General features: G+C 74.8%; 16 protein-coding genes. 4 read left to right on the top strand and 12 right to left on the bottom strand.

Annotation, left to right across the window (positions count from 1 at the left end):
* The first annotated feature begins 162 nt into the window (after positions 1 to 162).
* On the top strand, positions 163 to 969 hold the full coding sequence (locus tag AB0881_RS25100; protein WP_366620447.1) for an ATP-binding cassette domain-containing protein: 807 nt from the start codon (positions 163 to 165) through the stop codon (positions 967 to 969).
* Between the two features lie 308 nt (positions 970 to 1,277).
* On the opposite strand, the gene AB0881_RS25095 is transcribed toward AB0881_RS25100, so the two are convergent.
* The 5 genes from AB0881_RS25095 to AB0881_RS25075 all read right to left on the bottom strand — a co-directional run bounded on the left by AB0881_RS25095 (position 1,278) and on the right by AB0881_RS25075 (position 7,181).
* Positions 1,278 to 2,591: an AAA family ATPase gene (locus AB0881_RS25095; RefSeq protein WP_366620445.1), complete on the bottom strand. Its 1,314-nt coding sequence runs from the start codon at positions 2,589 to 2,591 to the stop codon at positions 1,278 to 1,280.
* On the bottom strand, positions 2,591 to 4,078 hold the full coding sequence (locus tag AB0881_RS25090) for a hypothetical protein (protein WP_366620443.1): 1,488 nt from the start codon (positions 4,076 to 4,078) through the stop codon (positions 2,591 to 2,593). The genes AB0881_RS25095 and AB0881_RS25090 overlap by 1 nt, the downstream gene beginning before the upstream one ends.
* Before the next feature lie 70 nt (positions 4,079 to 4,148).
* Positions 4,149 to 5,249, bottom strand: coding sequence for a hypothetical protein (locus AB0881_RS25085; protein ID WP_366620442.1), 1,101 nt, complete (start codon positions 5,247 to 5,249; stop codon positions 4,149 to 4,151).
* Positions 5,246 to 6,343, bottom strand: a complete 1,098-nt coding sequence (locus AB0881_RS25080; protein WP_366620440.1) for a hypothetical protein — start codon at positions 6,341 to 6,343, stop codon at positions 5,246 to 5,248. The genes AB0881_RS25085 and AB0881_RS25080 overlap by 4 nt, the downstream gene beginning before the upstream one ends.
* Before the next feature lie 211 nt (positions 6,344 to 6,554).
* A complete protein-coding gene (locus AB0881_RS25075) occupies positions 6,555 to 7,181 on the bottom strand; it encodes a class I SAM-dependent methyltransferase (RefSeq protein ID WP_366620438.1) in 627 nt (208 codons plus the stop codon).
* Between the two features lie 74 nt (positions 7,182 to 7,255).
* On the opposite strand from AB0881_RS25075, the gene AB0881_RS25070 reads away from it, so the two are divergent.
* Positions 7,256 to 7,963 carry a histidine phosphatase family protein gene (locus AB0881_RS25070; RefSeq protein ID WP_366620437.1) on the top strand — a complete coding sequence of 236 codons (708 nt, stop codon included), beginning with the start codon at positions 7,256 to 7,258 and terminating at the stop codon, positions 7,961 to 7,963.
* Here AB0881_RS25070 and AB0881_RS25065 read toward each other — a convergent pair.
* The 3 genes from AB0881_RS25065 to AB0881_RS25055 all read right to left on the bottom strand — a co-directional run bounded on the left by AB0881_RS25065 (position 7,936) and on the right by AB0881_RS25055 (position 10,418).
* Positions 7,936 to 8,805 carry an NAD(P)-dependent oxidoreductase gene (locus AB0881_RS25065; protein ID WP_366620435.1) on the bottom strand — a complete coding sequence of 290 codons (870 nt, stop codon included), beginning with the start codon at positions 8,803 to 8,805 and terminating at the stop codon, positions 7,936 to 7,938. The genes AB0881_RS25070 and AB0881_RS25065 overlap by 28 nt on opposite strands.
* A gap of 36 nt (positions 8,806 to 8,841) precedes the next feature.
* Positions 8,842 to 9,906 carry a phosphotransferase gene (locus AB0881_RS25060; protein WP_366620433.1) on the bottom strand — a complete coding sequence of 355 codons (1,065 nt, stop codon included), beginning with the start codon at positions 9,904 to 9,906 and terminating at the stop codon, positions 8,842 to 8,844.
* 110 nt (positions 9,907 to 10,016) lie between these two features.
* Positions 10,017 to 10,418: a nitroreductase family deazaflavin-dependent oxidoreductase gene (locus tag AB0881_RS25055; RefSeq protein WP_366620431.1), complete on the bottom strand. Its 402-nt coding sequence runs from the start codon at positions 10,416 to 10,418 to the stop codon at positions 10,017 to 10,019.
* Between the two features lie 108 nt (positions 10,419 to 10,526).
* Between AB0881_RS25055 and paaI the strand changes: the two genes are divergently transcribed.
* Complete coding sequence (gene paaI, locus AB0881_RS25050; protein WP_366620430.1) at positions 10,527 to 11,045, top strand: hydroxyphenylacetyl-CoA thioesterase PaaI; 519 nt, start codon at positions 10,527 to 10,529, stop codon at positions 11,043 to 11,045.
* 51 nt (positions 11,046 to 11,096) lie between these two features.
* Entirely contained in the window at positions 11,097 to 11,930 is an 834-nt protein-coding gene (locus AB0881_RS25045; RefSeq protein ID WP_366620428.1) for an LLM class F420-dependent oxidoreductase, read from the top strand.
* Between the two features lie 212 nt (positions 11,931 to 12,142).
* Here AB0881_RS25045 and AB0881_RS25040 read toward each other — a convergent pair whose 3' ends face one another.
* The 4 genes from AB0881_RS25040 to AB0881_RS25025 all read right to left on the bottom strand — a co-directional run bounded on the left by AB0881_RS25040 (position 12,143) and on the right by AB0881_RS25025 (position 16,277).
* Positions 12,143 to 13,009, bottom strand: a complete 867-nt coding sequence (locus AB0881_RS25040) for a helix-turn-helix transcriptional regulator (RefSeq protein WP_366620453.1) — start codon at positions 13,007 to 13,009, stop codon at positions 12,143 to 12,145.
* Positions 13,010 to 13,783: 774 nt separating this feature from the next.
* Complete coding sequence (locus AB0881_RS25035; RefSeq protein ID WP_366620426.1) at positions 13,784 to 14,566, bottom strand: ABC transporter permease subunit; 783 nt, start codon at positions 14,564 to 14,566, stop codon at positions 13,784 to 13,786.
* A complete protein-coding gene (locus AB0881_RS25030) occupies positions 14,563 to 15,336 on the bottom strand; it encodes an ABC transporter permease (protein ID WP_366620451.1) in 774 nt (257 codons plus the stop codon). Before AB0881_RS25030 ends, AB0881_RS25035 begins: the two co-directional genes overlap by 4 nt.
* The gene (locus AB0881_RS25025; RefSeq protein ID WP_366620424.1) at positions 15,336 to 16,277 is read right to left on the bottom strand and encodes an ATP-binding cassette domain-containing protein; all 942 of its coding nucleotides are present in this window, start codon (positions 16,275 to 16,277) and stop codon (positions 15,336 to 15,338) included. The genes AB0881_RS25030 and AB0881_RS25025 overlap by 1 nt, the downstream gene beginning before the upstream one ends.
* Positions 16,278 to 16,376: the final 99 nt, after the last annotated feature.

Below are 16,376 nucleotides of genomic sequence, written 5' to 3'. Positions count from 1 at the left end.
CGCGGTTGTGCGTCACGTCGTGGACCTCGCCGCCGCAGCGGGCGCACATGAAGCCGATGTCCTCCATGTCCCTCCCTGATCGCTGAGGTGCCGCGGCTCTCACAGTATCCGGCCGGGCCCCGCTGTCGAATCGCCCGCCCGCCGTCGGCTAACGTGACCGCCGTGTCCGATCATGAACCGGCGGCACCGCGCGGTGTCGTCCTGAACGCCGACAAGATCGACCTCGTCCGGGACGGCCGGCTCCTCCTGGACCGGGTCACCCTCACCGTCCTCGCCGGCGAGCACTGGGCCCTCCTCGGCCCCAACGGCGCAGGCAAGAGCACCCTCCTCGGAATCCTCGGCGCCTACACCCACCCCACCCGCGGATCGGCCGAGATCCTCGGCCACCGCCTCGGCCGGGTGGACGTCTTCACCCTGCGCAGGCTGATCGGCCAGGTCGACCCGCGGCACCCGCTGGAGTCCGCGCGGACCGTACGGGAGATCGTCCTGACCGGCGCCACCGGAACCATCGAGCTGGTGCCGCGCTGGACCCCGACCGACGAGCAGCTGCGCCGCGCCGGCGAGCTGATCGAGCTCATGGGCCTGACACCGCGCGCCGACGCCCGCTGGCCCCACCTCTCCCAAGGCGAACGCGGCCGCGCGCTCATCGCCCGCGCCCTCATGCCCGACCCGCCGGTCCTCCTGCTCGACGAGCCCGCCACCGGCCTCGACGTCGCCGCCCGCGAGCGCCTCCTGTCGGCCATCGACGAGGTCCGCGAACGCCGTCCCGACCTGGCGACCGTGCTGGTCACCCACCACCTGGAAGAGCTCCCCAGCAGCACCAGCCACGCCCTCCTGCTCCGCGGCGGCGCCGTTCTCGCCTCGGGCCCCGCCGACGAGGTCCTCACCACCGAACTCGTCAGCGAGTGCTTCGACCACCCCATCACGATCACCCGCCGCAACGGCCGCTGGAGCGCGACGAGTCATTGAGGAGGGGCGCCCCTCCTCACCACCCGGGCCTGAGGGGCGGGGACCCCTCCAGTCGCCGGGGCTCTTTTCATTGAGGAGGGGCGACCCTCCTCACCACCCGGGCCCGAGGGGCGGAGCCCCCTCCAGTCGCCGGGGCTCCTTGCGGGGTCCCCGCCCCTCGGGCAGGGGGCTCCGCCCCCCGCACCCCCCGGCTGGGGGCTCCGCCCCCTCGTCCCCCCTTTGGGGCTCCGCCCCTGCGCTCCCGCTGGGGGGTTCGCCCCCTCGTCCTCCCATTGGGGCTCCGCCCCTGGCCCCCATTCGGGCTGGGGTCAGGTGTGTGCTCGGACTCGGTGTTCCGCCAGGTGGGCCAGTACGGACTGGTTGGCCTCCCAGCCGTCGGGGAACTTCACCGGGACGCCCAGGTGGACGGGCTCGGTGGACGGGTGCGCGTCCAGCAGCTCGGGGATCCCGGCGCGGGCGACGACCACGCACGCGTGCCGGTGCCGTGAGGTCAGGACGCACAGGCGCCCCGACTCCAGGTGGAACGCGGTCGCGTCGCGCCGTCCCGACAGCGGGTGCAGGACGACCGTGACGTCGTACTCGCGGCCCTGGAGCCGGTTGGCGGTGTCGACCGTGATGCCCTCGCCGTGCTCGCCCAGCGCCGCGCGGATCGCGGTGACCTGGTCGCGGTGCGCGGCGCCGATCGCGACGCGGTCGGCGCCGACCGGGTTCGTGCCCTGCTCCGAGTGCGCCACCGGGCCGCGCTGCAGCAGCCGCACGGCAAGCGCGGCGGTCGCCCGGACGGCCTCGGCGTCGGTACGGAGCGTGTGCCGCGCGGGCAGCTCGTACAGCGCCCAGCCGGTCGCGGCGGCCTCGTCCAGCGCGCGGTCGTAGCTGGTGCCCATGCCGCCCGCGCCGTACTCCAGCCGGCGGTCGCCCGGCCCGGTGCCCGAGCGGAAACCGGTGAACGGATAGAACGCGTCCGACACCACCGGCGCGGCCGAGGCGGGCAGCCGCCACGAGACCGGCAGGCGGTGCAGCGGCAGGTCGGGGTTGTGGGCGAGCAGCACGGAGACGGCGCTGCGCATCGGGTCCCACGACAGGCCCGCCCAGCGTTCCACCTCGACGGTGGAGAACGGGTCGAGCTGGCCGGGGTCGCCCACGAACAGCGCGCGCTGGAAGCGGCCCGCGATGCGCAGCAGCATGTCCGAGCGCATCTGGTACGCCTCGTCCACGATCGCCCACGGCCACGAGCCCTCCGACAGCGTCGCCCACTTGGCGGCGGTGGCGATCACCACCATGCACTCGGCCAGCTGGTCGGCCTTGGTCGCGACCTTGACGGCGGGGTGCGACAGCACGCGGTCGGAGATGGTGTACGTGGAGGCCGAGAGGCGGCCGAGCGTCACGTCCGGATGCTTCACGCCGATCCGGTCGATGAGGTCGTCGACCTGCTCGTTGGTCTGCGCGACGATCATCAGCGCCTCGCCGGCCGCGGCCAGGTGCGCGGCGGCCCGGACCACGAGGGTCGACTTGCCCGCGCCGGGCGGGGAGTCGACCACCACGCCCCGGTGGCCGCCGTCCAGGTCGGCCAGCACCTCCTCGACGACCTTGGTCGCCGCCACCGACGGATCGATGCCCTCCACTACGACCACTCCTCCGCCGCGTCCTCGTCGTTGGCCACGTACTCCTCGGGCGGGCCGCCGTGCGTCCACGGCGTCTCCTCCTTGTCGGGGAACTTCGCCACGCCGAACGAGTCGGCGGTGTGCGAGGTGAACACCACCCGCGTCCCGATCTCGGGGACGACGCCCGGCGGGGGCTCCAGCTTGCGGCCCATCCCGCCGGTCAGCTCCAGCAGCACGCTGCGGGTGCGCTCGTCGATCTCCACGATCCTGCCCTTGAGGGACGGGCGCTCGGCGCTGCACACCGTGGTGCCGATGTCGAGCCGGACCGGGTCCTCGGTGCCGACCCGAAGGTGCGGGCGCAGCTTCGGGCGCTTGCCCGTCTCGTCCAGCCGGGTCGGGTCGCTGTCGACGACCGTGCCGCCGAACGCCTGCCCGGCCAGCCGGTGCTCGGCCATGACGAGCGGGTCGTCGAAGGCGCGCTGCGCCTCGTAGGCGTCCTGGGCGCGCTCCAGGTCGTGCAGCCGCCGCGCCGCCCGTACCGGCGGGTCGCGGCGGGCCTGCGGGTACGCCTCGCCGAACGTCTGGTGGTAGTAGGTGAACGAGTCGCGGTCCCGCTCCCAGCGGGCGGCCACGCTCGCGCCCGGCGGCAGCCTCCGCAGCGCCTCCACCGCCCGCCACATCAGCTCCCACGTCGGGAACAGCTGGTCGGACAGCGCCCGGCGGACGCGCTCCCCGGCGCGCGGGTCGCGGCCCGCCTGGTCGTACGCGGCGATCGCGGGCGCCAGCACCTCGTTGTCGAACGACGGGTCGGTCGCCGGGCCCGCCGGGGGGCAGATCAGCGGGTCCTCGGCGCGCGCCGCGGCGGCCGGTCCGTCCAGCCCGCCGGGCGGGGCGATCCAGCCCATCAGCGCGGCGAGGTTGCCGTCCTCCAGCGAACTCTGCCCGGTCGCCCAGTGCAGCCGCAGCGCCTCGGTCATCGCCAGCAGCAGCGACGAGCCGGGATGGTCGTTGCGGTCGGCGAACCACGTCAGCCAGCGGCCCAGCACCGGCACCGCGGCGTCCACCGCGTACGGGCCCTCGGTCCGGCGGAACCGCGTCGAGCGGCCCAGCAGCCGCAGGAACCCCACGCCGCCCCGGTTGGGCACCAGCAGCTGCGGGGCGTCGCCGTACCGGATGCGCTCCTCGCCCTCCTTGTCCCCCTTGCCCGGCGGCAGCTCCTCGACCGCGCCCCGGCTCGTCTCCACATGGTTGAGCACGAGCTTCGCCAGGTCGGCGGCGAACGCGAACCGCAGGTCGCGGTTGCGCGGCTGCGGGACGACCAGCAGCGTCGGGTCGGCCGGATCGGTGCCGAGCATCACCGCGAGCGGCGCGGCGGCCTCACCCGCCAGCTTCAGCGGGATCAGCACCAGCGGCGCGTCCGACACGTGCAGGTGCCGGACCGTCGCCAGCGGCTGGGCGCGGCCGGTGGCGGCCGCCTCCAGCTGGGCGAGCGAGGTGAGCACGCTCACGTCGCGGGGACCTCCGGGATACGGACAGAACGAACAGAAAGGACAGAACGGGTAGAACGGCCAGGGTGGATCATGCGGCGCCGCCCAGGACCTCGCGGCGCAGCCGGTCGGCGGCGCGCAGCTGGGCGGCGGTCTCGGCCAGGTCGTCGGACGGCTCCAGCGAGCCGTCGGCCAGCGCCAGCGCGGTCGGGATCGAGTCGACCCCGCCGAGGTCGTCGCGGACCGAGCGGCCGAGGGTGCCGGTGGCGCCGCAGGCCCGCGCCTCGTCCCGGCAGAAGAACGCCATCTCGCAGCTGGCCATGCACTCGGGCGCGTACCGGGCCTCGACCGCCCTGACCGAGTTCGGCAGCGCCTCGCCCGGCGCGAACGTCAGGTCGCCCGGCAGCTCGCCGAGGATCCGGTCGATCCGGGTGAGCCGGGCCAGCTGCCGCTCCAGTACCGCCAGCTGCGGCCGCACGTCCACCGGCGTCGCCGACGGGCGGTTGGAGAAGTTCTCCGGGCACACCAGGAAGACCTCGTGCGACACCAGCTCGCGCGGATGGCCGAGCTCCTCCACCAGCCGGCGCAGCGCCAGCACGTACACCGCGGACTGGCGGGCGGCGGCGGCGACCTGCTCCGGCTCGGCCTGCCCGTCCACCACCGCGAACGACTTGATCTCGATCACGTGCAGCCGGCCCGCGTACTGGAACGCGATCACGTCCGGCTCCAGGTAGGCGGTCTGGCCCGCGATGTCCAGCCGCAGCAGCGGATGGTCGAACAGCGTGCCCTCGCCGGTCTCCAGCGCCCGCGCCAGCAGCCGCCGGGTGCGGCCGTGCCGAAGCTCGCGGCCCTCGTGCCCGGCCACCACCTCCAGGTCGTCGTAGGCGACCTCGGGCACGTCCAGGCCGAGCGTGTCGCGCAGCAGCGTGAGCAGCTCGGCGCAGCCGTCCGCCTTCACCTGCGCCTCGAACGCGTTGCCGCGCGTGATGGCGAACTGCGACTGGCCGAACGGCGAGGGGAAGCCGAGCTCGCGGGCCAGGAAGTCCTTGTCGACGCCGGCGGCGTCCATCACCCCGCGCCGCGCGCAACCGGGGTTGGCGGTGAGCGCGGCGATGGTGCGCGCGTCGTGGTTGCGGGGCGGGGTGCCGCCGCGCAGCCGGTCGAGGGTGGGTTCCAGGGCGGTTTCGGTCATCGGTCGTCCTCGTGGGTGGTGCGGTGGGGCCGCGGCGCCGGCGCGGCCGGCGCGTCGGTCCCGCGGGGTCTGCGGGTGCCCTTCGCCTTGCCCGTCCCGCGTACCGGCCGCAGGGCCGGCGCGGGCGGTCCGGACGCCGGGCCCGGGGCCCGGCCGTCGGTGCCCGACGCCGCGCGCATGGCCCGCAGGCGCGAGCCGAAGAGCCGTTCGGCGTCGTCGAGCTGGGTGCGGGCGCGCTCGGCGGCCCGCCGCCGGGCCTTCCCGTCGGCGTCGAGATGCACCTCGAGCTCGGCCCCGGCGGCCTCGGCCAGCGCGGCCGGGTCGACGGTGCCGGCCCGGTCTCCGGGGCCGCCGGGCGTGCCGGGGATGTTGGAGGCGAACCGCCACAGCAGCCGCTGGGCGTCCGGGGACGGGTCGCCGCCGCGCGCCGCGTGCTCGGCGACCCGCAGCGCGGCGCGCAGGAAGTCGGTGCGCGGGCTCAGCGGGCCGACCACCCGCTGCTCCAGCGGCCAGGTGCTCACCGTGATCAGCCCGCGGGCGGGCGCCAGCAGGTCGGCGGTGAGCGCGGCGCACAGGTAGTAGGGCCGGGCGTACGGCGCGGTCCGGAACGAGCGCTCCTCGTCGCGCCGCAGGCTGGTGAGCCGGGTGCCGGGGATCTCGCCGGGGAAGAACGCCGCGTACACCGATCCGATCAGCTTGGGCGCGGCGGGGACGCCGAGCAGCGTCAGCGCCTGGTGCACCTGGTCGCGGACGGGCACGAGCCCGCGCTCGGGACTCGTTCTGCCGGCGTCCTTTTTCCGCCCGTTCCCGCCCCGGGCGGCCTTTTCCCGGGCGTTGCTTCGGGGCGCGGGCTTTTCCGCGGCCGCCGTTTCCGGGACGGCGGCGCCGGCGGGCTCGCCGAGCACCGCGTCGTCCCAGGCGTCCTCGGTCTCGCGCAGTTCCGCGCGCAGCGCGCGGGCGGTCTGCCGGTCGTTCCGCGCCATCGCGCGCCGGACGGCGGTGCGCAATTCGGCGATGCGCGCCTCCAGCGCTTCGGGGCCCGCCGATTCGGGGCCCCGTGCCTCGGGAGTCGGAACGCCGTGGGACGGGGGCATGCGGGTGAGAGTACAGCAGCTTCCAGACAGTTCCAGTCTTTTCCAGTTTCGCGTGTCGCGGGCGGGAAGGGATTTACCCGGGCGCCGTACGGCGGGGCATTGCCGGGCGAGCCCTTCCGTGACGCCGGTTTTGCCCGACCTGCGTTCTATGTAGGGAATCACGAGAACTGTAGATACGCCGCGTGCCGGTGCCGGAGTGCGGCCGCCGGCGTCAGCGCGCGGGCTTGTGCCAGGAGACCATGTAGCGCCAGAGCGCGAGCCGCTCGTAGCGCGCGCCGGGAAGGATCCGCAGCGCCTCGTCCCGGACCTCGCCCCACGTCATCTCGGGATCGGCGATCGGGGCGGCCGGGTCGCCGGCCCGCGCACGGTTGCGCCAGTGGTGGAACCGGTGCGCCGGGAGGCCCACACTGCCGCGGAGCCTCTCCTGGAACGACCCGTTGCGCGCCAGGCCGATGACGACGAGGCTCCCGCCCGGGCGCACCGCGTCGCGCATCGCCGTCAGCGCGGCGGTGAAGTCCATGTGGTGGATCGCCGCGACGCTGCACACGAAGTCGTAGCCCTCGGCGGGCAGGTCGCAGGCCAGCAGATCGGACTCGATGAAGTCGACGTTGGCGAGCCCGCCGCTCTCCTTCCGGGCCGCGGCGATCATCTCGGCGGAGGAGTCGATCCCGGTGACGTGCCCGGCCCGCCCGGCGAGCCGGCGGACGAGGAGGCCGTCGCCGCACCCCACGTCCAGCGCCTCGCGGCATCCGCGCGGCATGGCCCGCAGCACGAGGCCGTGGTAGTGGGTGTTGTGGTTCCAGTAGTCCCCGGTCGCGGGCTCGGTGGTGCGTGCCATCGCCCCACCCTAACGAGCCGCGCCCGCCGGGCCGGGGGTTTCGCGCCCCGGCGCGCGCGTGCCAGCCTGTGTCCATGATCGAAACGGCGGGCCCGCGGGCGTGGCTGATCCGGCACGGGCAGAGCGAGTCGAACGCGGGGCTCCCCACCGACGGCCCCGGGGCCGCGCCCCTCACCCCGCGCGGCCGGGCCGAGGCCGAGCGCGTCGCCGCCGCGTTCACCGGGCCGCCCGCGCTGATCGTGAGCTCGCCGTTCGTGCGCGCCCGCGAGACCGCGCGGCCGACGCGGGAACGGTTCCCCGACGTGCCGTACGAGGAATGGCCCGTCCAGGAGTTCACCTTCCTCGGCGGCCTGCACGGGCCCGGGACGACCAATACGCAGCGCCGCCCGCACGCCGTCGCCTACTGGGAGCGCGCCGATCCCGCGTACGCGAACGGCGGCGACGGCGAGACGTTCCAGGAGGTCGTCGCTCGCGCGCGCGACCTCCTCGCGCGGCTGGCGCGGCGGCCGGGCGGCGGGCTGACGGCCGTGTTCACCCACGGCCTGTTCATGCGCGCGCTGATGTGGTCGCTCACCACCGGCGTCACCGATCCGGACGCGGCGGAGATGCGGGCGTTCGCGCGCTTCCAGCGGACGTGCACGGTGCCGAACGGCGCCGTGCTCGAACTGCGGGGGAGCGGCGGCGGGCCGGAGGAGCTCCAGCTGCTCGCCGGGTCCTTCACCCACCTGCCCGCCGCCCTGCCCGCGGGCACCGCCTACGAGGACGTGAACCCGGCGAAGTAGGTCGCCGACATGTCCTCGTCGCCGTGCCCCTGCTCGATCGCGCGGCGGAATCGCCGGCCGGCCGCGTCGGCCATGTCGACCTCGATCCCGGCCGCTCGCGCGGCCTCGCCGATCAGCCGGGTGTCCTTCTCGGCGTTGTGCAGCGCGAAGCTGGGCTCGAAGTCGCCGGCCATGATGGCCGCCAGCTTCGCCTGGAGGTACGGGCTGTCCATCGGCCCGCCGGTCACCACCTCGCCGAACAGCGCCGGATCGAGGCCGAGCCCCTTCACCAGCGCCATCGCCTCGGCGACGATCGAGGTCAGCGCGATCCCGTACCCGACGGTGGTCATCTTCAGCCGTGTCCCGTTGCCCTGAGCGCCGTCGTCGCCGACCCACAGCGTCCTGGCGCCGATCGCGCCGAACACCGGCTCCAGTGGCCCGCGCGCCTCCTGGGGCCCGGCCGCGAGAACGACGAGGTTCCCCTGCTCGGCGGGCTGCCTGGTGCCCTGGACGGGCGCGTCCACGAACGTCAGGCCGTGCTCGTCCGCCAGCTCGGCGAGCGGGCCGAGCGCGGCAACCCCGACCGTGCTCGTCTGCGCCCAGATCTGGCCCTCGCCCAATCCGGGCGCGGCGTCGCGCATCGCCGCCAGCACGGCGTCGCCGTCGGTCAGCATCGTGATGACGACGTCCGCGCCGGCGGCGGCCTCGGCGGGCGAGCCCGCCACCACGGCGCCCTCGGCGAGCAGCGGCTCGGCGCGTGCGCGGGTGCGGTTCCACACCCGCGTCTCGAGCCCGTTCCGGAGCAGGTTGCGGGCCATGGGCGCGCCCATGATCCCGGTTCCGAGCAGCGCGACAGCGGTCATGATCGGCCTTTCTCGCATCGGCGTCGTACGGGCGGATCAGCCGTAGGCGGGGCTGTCGCCCGGGGTCTCCTCAGGCAGTTCGTCGTACGGGGCGGCGAAGACGTCCAGTGTGCGGTCCAGATGCTCCGACCACCAGCCGACCAGGGCCGCCGCCGCGCCGGCGCCCCCGCCCGTGTCGCCGTCCGGGCCGTCGCCCGCGCCGTCGCCGGCCGGCGGGCCCACGTAGCGGTGCCGCAGCGGGCCGACGTCGCACAGCCGCTCCCACCACTCGCGGTGCACCGCCGCCTGGATCTGCCCGCCGTCCAGCGGGAACACCGCGCGGTGCCCGCGGACGAACGCCCGCACCCGGTCGAGGTCGAGCCCGCGCTCGTCCTCGCACGCGAACAGCGCCGCCGCCGCCCGGACCAGCTCGCCGGCGACCGGGCCGGTCGTCAGCGCGTCCCAGCCGAGCACCGCGGTCACGTTGCCCGCGCCGCCGTACCGCAGGTTTCCCGCGTGGAACGCGCCGTGCAGATGGCCGACCGTGGAGACCTCGATCTCCGGCGGCTGGTGGTCGGCCATCCCGGTCAGCAGCGCCCGGCGCTCCAGCAGCCGCCGCTCGGTGAGCGCGGCGAAGTCGTTGCCGTCGCCGGGCAGCGCGGCCAGCATGCCGTCGAGCGCGGCCACCGCGTCGGCCGCGCGCGGCGTCGGCACCAGCAGGCTCTGCTGCACGGGCGCGGTGAGCCGGTCCAGCGCCGCGTGCAGCTCGCCCAGCAGCCGGCCGAGCCGCTCGCACTGGCCGAACGCCAGCTCCAGCCCGCCGCGCCGCAGGCCCGACGCCCACGGGTGCAGCGCATACCCGAGCCCGCCCGCCGTGACGAGCGTGCGGCCGCCGCGCACCGCCGGCACGGGCGCCAGCACCGGCAGCCCGGCCGCGTCGAGCGCGGCGGTGACGGTGTGCTGGAAGGCCACCCGGCGGCGCGCGTCCGGGGCGTACTCCCGCAGGTGGTACGCCCCCGACGGGGTGTCGACCCGCCAGCGCCCGGCGCCGAGCGCGACGGGCGGCGACGGGTCGGCGAGGCCCCAGCGCTTCAGCAGTCGCGGCGGCGGTGACGTCGGCACCTCAGCACCTCGGCAGGCTCGAACGGTCGAACGCATGTTCACCCGACGCTACACGCCCGCGCCCGCCCCGTGAAAGGGAACCGCGCGATCGGACCCGCCGACGGGTCCGGTCAGACGCGTTCGAGGACCACGACCGGGATCTCGCGGCTGGTCTTGGTCTGGTACTCGTCGTACGCCGGCCAGGTCGCGGCCATCTTCTTCCACAGCGCCGGCTTCTCCTCCGGCGTCGCCGTCCGCGCCCGCGCGGTGAACCTGTCGCCCTTCACCTGCACCTGCACCTCGGGGTTCACCTTGAGGTTCTTGTACCAGCCCGGGTCGTCGTCATCGCCGCCCTTGGACGCGACGATGACCGGGTTGCCGCCGTCCTCCTGGTAGATGAGCGGCGTGGTGAACGGATTGCCCGTCTTGCGGCCCTTGGTGGTGAGGAGCAGCACCGTGGTGTTCTGCCAGTCGTGCCCCTCGGCGCCGTCGGTCTCCTGGTAGCGCTTGACGTGTTCCTGCCCGTACAGCATCGGGTCTCTCCTTCTGGAATGGATGGGTCGGACGCGATCCGGTGAATCGATCAACACCGGTACCCCGAATCACCTTCCCCCGTGCGGAACGATCAATACGCTGAACCGATGAGCGCGGCGGACGAGACGGCGCGGCGGTGCGCCGAGACGATGTACGGGCGCGACCGGGTCGCCGTCGAGCTGGGCATGGAGGTCGCCGGCGTCGCGCCGGGGCGGGCGCGGATCCGGATGGCGGTCACGCCCGCGATGGTGAACGGCCACGGCCTCGCCCACGGCGGCTACCTGTTCCTGCTGGCCGACTCGGCGTTCGCGTACGCGTGCAACACCCACGACCGCGTCACGGTCGCGGCGGCGGCCGACATCGTGTTCACCGCGCCCGCGTACGACGGCGACGTGCTGGAGGCGGTCGCCGAGGAGCGCGTCCTGTACGGCCGCGGCGGCGTGTACGACGTGACCGTCCGGCGGGTCGCCGACGGCGCCGTCATCGCGGAGTTCCGCGGTACGAGCCGGAGCCGTGCGGAGCGCGTCCTGGACGGCGGGGGAGACGCGGGGCGCCCGGCCAACACGGAGAACACCGAGAACACCGAGAACACGGAGAACAGGGGGGACGCGGGGAATGGCGGGTAGGAGCCGGGGGGTTGTGCGGGGGAACCGCACTCGATCTTGAAGGGGACAGGCATGGACATCGGCCGGCTGGGCGTGTGGAGCAGCGAGCTGCGCTTCGGGGACCCGAAGCGCAACCAGGACGCGGCGGCGGAGCTGGAGGCGCTCGGGTACGGCGCGGCGTGGCTGGGCGGCAGCCCGGGCGTGCGGCACGCGCAGCGGCTGCTCGCGGCGACGTCGCGGCTGGTGGTGGCCACGGGGATCCTGAGCATCTGGGACTACGAGCCCGAGACGGTCGCCAAGGAGGAGGCGGCGCTGGCCGCCGACCATCCCGGCCGCTTCCTGCTCGGCCTGGGCGCCAGCCACGGCGCGCTGGTCGGCGACCGCTACACCCGCCCGTACAGCGCGATGATCGACTACCTGGACCGGCTCGACGCGGCCGGCTCCCCGCCGGAGCGGCGCGTGCTCGCCGCGCTCGGGCCGAAGATGCTGGCGGCGTCCAAGGACCGCGCGGCGGGCGCGCACCCGTACCTCATCACGCCCGAGCACACCCGCCGCGCCCGCGAGGCGCTCGGCACCGGCCCGCTGCTCGCCCCGGAGGTCAAGGTCGTCCTCGAGAGCGACCCGGCCCGGGCCCGGGCGGCCGCGCGCGGGCACCTGGAGATGTACCTCCAGCTCCCCAACTACACGAGCAACCTGCTGCGGCTGGGCTTCGAGGAGGGCGACGTGGCCGGCGGCGGCAGCGACCGCCTCATCGACGCGGTGTTCGCATGGGGCGACGTGGAGGCCGTCGGCCGCCGGCTCGCCGAGCACTTCGACGCGGGCGCCGACCATCTGGCGCTCCAGGTCATCACGGACGGCGACGAGCCGCCGGTGGCGCAGTGGCGCGAGCTGGCCCCGCTGCTCTGACCGGTCCTGATCGACTCCGGCCGGCCGTACGCTCGCCGGCCCTCCTTTGCGGGGGCCGCGGCGAGCGTACGGCCACCGAGCGTGACCGGATCTGACAGCGCGGAACGGCGTGGCCGGATCCGGCTGTCAAGGCGGCCGGGCACGGCGGGTCTCCCAAAGCCGACCGAGAGCGGGCCCCGGGGGACACCCGGGGCCGCCGCCCGTGAGGGGGATCAGATCTCGTCGAGCATCCGGCGCAGGAACGCGACCGTGTCGTCGGGCCGCGTGGCGGCGATGCAGAGGTTGTTCATCGCGCGCATGTACGTGTCGACGTCGGTGGGCTTGTCCAGGTAGAGCGCGCTGGTGAGCTGCTCCAGGAACACCACGTCCGAGAGGCCCGGCTCGGCGAACCGCAGGATCGTGAACGGGCCGCCCGCCGCCGCGTGGTCGGGGGCGCCGAACGGCACGATCTGCAGCGTGACGTTGGGCAGCGCGGTCATCTCGATCAGGTGCCGGATCTGCGCGCGCATCACGTCGCGGCCGCCGAGCGGGCGGCGCAGCACCGCCTCGTCCAGCACCGCCCACAGCGTCGGCGTGGAGCCGGGCTCGGTGAAGCGCTCCTGGCGGGTCATCCGCAGGCCCACGCGGCGCTGCATCTCCTCGTCGGGGGCGTCGCCGTAGCCGAGCCGCACCACGGCCCGCGCGTAGTCCTCGGTCTGCATCAGGCCGGGGACGAACTGGACCTCGTAGGTGCGCAGCAGCGACGCCGCGCCCTCCAGCCCGAGGTAGGTCTCGAACCAGCCGGGCAGCACGTCGCCGTACTGGTGCCACCAGCCGGGGGTGTTGGCCTCCTTGGCCAGCTGGAGCAGCGAGTCGCGCTCCTCCGGGTCCTCCACGCCGTAGAGGGTCAGCAGGTCGGAGACGTCGCGCTCCTTGAACCCGACCCGGCCGAGCTCCATCCGGCTGATCTTGGAGTGGGAGCCGCGGATCTCGTACCCGGCCTCCTCGGTGGACATCCCGCGCGCCTCGCGGAGCCGGCGCAGCTGCGCGCCGAGCAGGATGCGCAGGACGGTCGGCCCGCCGCGGCGCGGATAGTCGATGAGCCGGCCACCGGCCGATCCGCCATCGGCCGAGGGCTTCTGTGCAGCGGAATCCTGGGGCAAGGGGTCACCAGCCAGTCGACGAAACCGTTCACGGACGGAACGGCACTGCAACATGCTAGAGGATCAGGACCGCCAATTGGGAAGTGTGAAATATCCGCTCTCGGCATGGGCGGGCGGTCATGGTAAAGGCGGGTGGTCACACCTGGTCACGCGTGACCGGTGGCGCCTCGGGCGGTGCCCGGGGGCGGGCGTGACCCCGCAGGTAGTTTGCCATACAACGGCCTGCGGGGCACGCGGAGTCACAGCGTGACGAAGCTCTCGCGCGTTCCGGCTAACGCTCAGAACGGTGACGAAGTCTTTATATACGGAGGCCGCCGTACGGCCCGCCGCACCCGGTGCGCGGTACGCGCGGTGACCATTCGGTGATCAATCCGTTTATCTGGGGGAATCATGCAATCGTTCACTCGGGAACGGCCGGAGATCCAGTTCCTGACCTCCGGTCCCGTCACCGAGGCGGAGCGGGCGGCGGCGGAACGGGCGCTGCTCGCCGCCCTCGACGGTGCCCTCGGCACCGTCACCTCCGCCCGCCTCACGCTGAGCGTCGTGACCGGGTCCGCGCTGCCCCGCCCGGCGCTCGCGCAGGCCGTCGTCGAGGTCGACGGCCGGCGCCTGCGCGCCCAGGCCGCCGCCCCGACCCTGCCGGAGGCCATCGCCCTCCTGCACCGCCGCGTGGCGGTCCGCGTCCCGCGCGCCGCCCGGGCGCCCGGGCGCTCAGGCGTCGCGGCGGCGGAACGCGAGCATGGCGGCGGCCGGCGGGAGCAGCGCGTAGGCGAGCATCACCGCGGCCGCCGCCGGCGGCGGCAGCACGGCGCCGTACACCGAGTCCGCGTTGTCCATCCCGACCGCCTGCTCGGGCAGCGCGTCCAGCGTGAACGACGAGAGGCGCTCGTCCCACGGCGCGGGCAGGAAGCCGGTGGCGATCGGCACGATGTACCAGAGCAGGACGACGGTGACGATCGCCCCGGCGGTGGACCGCAGCAGCGCCGCCAGCCCGAACGCCAGCAGCGCGTACACCCCCACCAGGCAGCCCCGCGCGGCGATGCCGGGCAGCTCCGCCGAGATCGCCGTCTGGAACCCGGTGATCGGCCGGTCCCCGATGATCAGCCGGGTGCCCAGGAAGACGCTGAACGTGATCATCAGGCCGGCCGCCAGCGCCGCGCCGCCCACCACGATCGCCTTGGCCGCCAGCAGCGGCGCCCGCCGCTGCATCACCGTCAGCGTCGTGCGGATCATGCCCGAGCGGTACTCGGACGTGACGGCGACCGCGCCCAGCACGGCCGCGCACAGCCCGGCGATCCAGCCCGCGAGGATCGCCGGCTCGGCCATCCGCACCCGCGCGCGGCGCTCGGCCGGCATCCCGTCCCAGACGGAGACCACCTGCACCGTCAGCAGCAGCGCGAGGATCGCGAAGACGACGGCGACGCCGGCGATGATGTAGGTCGAGCGGACCGTGCGCAACTTCAGCCATTCCGCCGCCACGGCGTCCAGCATCATGAATCCCTCCGTACGAACGAGAACGCGCCCGCGGCCAGCGCCACGGCCGCGTACAGGAGCAGGACGGCGACCGCGCCCGTGGGGGACAGCAGTTCCGCGCCGCCGGGCGCCGCGGGCGCCGCGGCGATCTGGTCGGGCAGGCGGGTGAGCAGCACCGACCCCGCCCGCGCGTCCCACGGGCCGGGCAGCAGGTCAGCGAGCGGCGGGAGCACCATCAGCAGCACCACCACCGCGGTGATCGCCCCGGCGGTGGACCGCAGCACGGCGCCCGCGCCGTACCCGACCAGCGCGATCACCGCCGCCCACACGGCCAGCCCGAGCAGGTGCGGGACCTGCCCCGTGACCGGTTCGGCGAACGACGGCACGGCCCGGCCGCCGACGATCGCGCGTCCCACCGTCACCGCAGCCGTCACGCTCGCCAGACCGGCCGGCAGCACGACGCCGGCGACGACGACCGCCTTCGCGGCGAACAGCCTCGGCCGGGCGGGCACGGTGGCCATGCTCGTGCGGATCATCCCGGTGGCGTACTCGGAGGTGATCGCCAGGGCGCCCAGCACCGCGGCGCAGACCGGCAGCGCGAGGACGAGCGGCTGCTCGGCCGGCGCGGCCCGCATCGACGCGCGCTCGCCGGGCGGCCGCCCGTCCCAGTGGCGGGCCACGAACCAGGACCACAGGAAGCACAGCAGCACGGACCCGGCCAGTGCCGCCAGCGTCCACGCGGTGGACTTCACGGAACGCAGCTTGTGCCATTCGGCGGCCAGGGCGTCCATCACGAGCCCGCCCCTTCCGCACGGCCGCGGCCGGCCAGACCCGGCTCGGCCTGGTACTGGGCGCTGCCGGCGGTCAGCTCCATGTACGCCTCCTCGAGCGACGCGCTGCGCGGCGTGACCTCGTACAGCGGGATGCCGTTCGCCGCCGCCAGCTCGCCGATCCCGGCCGGGTCCAGGCCCCGCACCGACAGGTCGCCGGCACCTTCCCGCTCGACCGCCGCCCCGGCCGCCGCCAGCGCCGCCGACAGTTCCGGCGCGCGCGGCGAGCGCACCAGGACGCCGCGCCGGAACCGGTCCGACAGCTCCTGGACGGAGGTGTCGGCGATCAGCCGGCCGCGCCCGATGACGACCAGCCGGTCGGCGGTGAGCGCCATCTCGCTCATCAGGTGGCTGGAGACCAGCACGGTGCGCCCCTCGCCCGCCAGCGCCCGCATCAGCTCGCGGATCCAGCGCACGCCGTCGGGGTCCAGCCCGTTCACCGGCTCGTCGAACATCAGCACGCCCGGATCACCGAGCAGCGCCGCCGCGATGCCGAGCCGCTGCCGCATCCCGAGAGAGAACCCGCCGACCCGCTTGCGCGCGACGCCCGCCAGCCCGACCTGCTCCAGGACGGCCGTCACCCGGCTCACCGGGATCCGGTTGCTGCGCGCCATCCAGCGCAGATGGTCGAACGCGCTGCGCCCGCCGTGCGCGGCGCCCGCGTCCAGCAGCGCCCCGACCTCGTGCATCGGGCGGCGGATCTCCTGATAGCGGCGCCCGTTCACCAGCGCCTCCCCGGACGTGGGGGCGGCCAGGCCCAGCAGGACCCGCATGGTGGTGGACTTGCCCGCCCCGTTCGGCCCCAGGAAACCGGTCACCGTGCCCGGCCGCACCTGGAACGACAGGCCGTCCACGGCGGGGGAACCGCCGTACCTCTTGGTCAGCTCGCGTACCTCGATCATGCTCCGACGATCCCGCGACCGCCCGCCCGCGCGGATCGGAGCGCGGTCGGGATCCGCCCCTCGGCCCGCGGGCCGGGACCGGCGGGCGGCGGGCGCCGA

This window comes from Spirillospora sp. NPDC029432 (assembly GCF_040703975.1).
In the GTDB taxonomy this organism is placed as follows: domain Bacteria; phylum Actinomycetota; class Actinomycetes; order Streptosporangiales; family Streptosporangiaceae; genus Spirillospora.
This window is presented reverse-complemented; position numbering and strand designations above follow the sequence as displayed.

Coding starts and splice junctions, on each gene's coding strand:
- AB0881_RS25085 (WP_366620442.1), bottom strand. CDS start 5,249: ATGACCGAAACCGCCCTGGAACCCACCCTCGACCGGCTGCGCGGCGGC.
- AB0881_RS25080 (WP_366620440.1), bottom strand. CDS start 6,343: ATGCCCCCGTCCCACGGCGTTCCGACTCCCGAGGCACGGGGCCCCGAA.
- AB0881_RS25075 (WP_366620438.1), bottom strand. CDS start 7,181: ATGGCACGCACCACCGAGCCCGCGACCGGGGACTACTGGAACCACAAC.
- AB0881_RS25070 (WP_366620437.1), top strand. CDS start 7,256: ATGATCGAAACGGCGGGCCCGCGGGCGTGGCTGATCCGGCACGGGCAG.
- AB0881_RS25065 (WP_366620435.1), bottom strand. CDS start 8,805: ATGACCGCTGTCGCGCTGCTCGGAACCGGGATCATGGGCGCGCCCATG.
- AB0881_RS25055 (WP_366620431.1), bottom strand. CDS start 10,418: ATGCTGTACGGGCAGGAACACGTCAAGCGCTACCAGGAGACCGACGGC.
- paaI (WP_366620430.1), top strand. CDS start 10,527: ATGAGCGCGGCGGACGAGACGGCGCGGCGGTGCGCCGAGACGATGTAC.
- AB0881_RS25045 (WP_366620428.1), top strand. CDS start 11,097: ATGGACATCGGCCGGCTGGGCGTGTGGAGCAGCGAGCTGCGCTTCGGG.
- AB0881_RS25035 (WP_366620426.1), bottom strand. CDS start 14,566: ATGATGCTGGACGCCGTGGCGGCGGAATGGCTGAAGTTGCGCACGGTC.
- AB0881_RS25030 (WP_366620451.1), bottom strand. CDS start 15,336: ATGGACGCCCTGGCCGCCGAATGGCACAAGCTGCGTTCCGTGAAGTCC.
- AB0881_RS25025 (WP_366620424.1), bottom strand. CDS start 16,277: ATGATCGAGGTACGCGAGCTGACCAAGAGGTACGGCGGTTCCCCCGCC.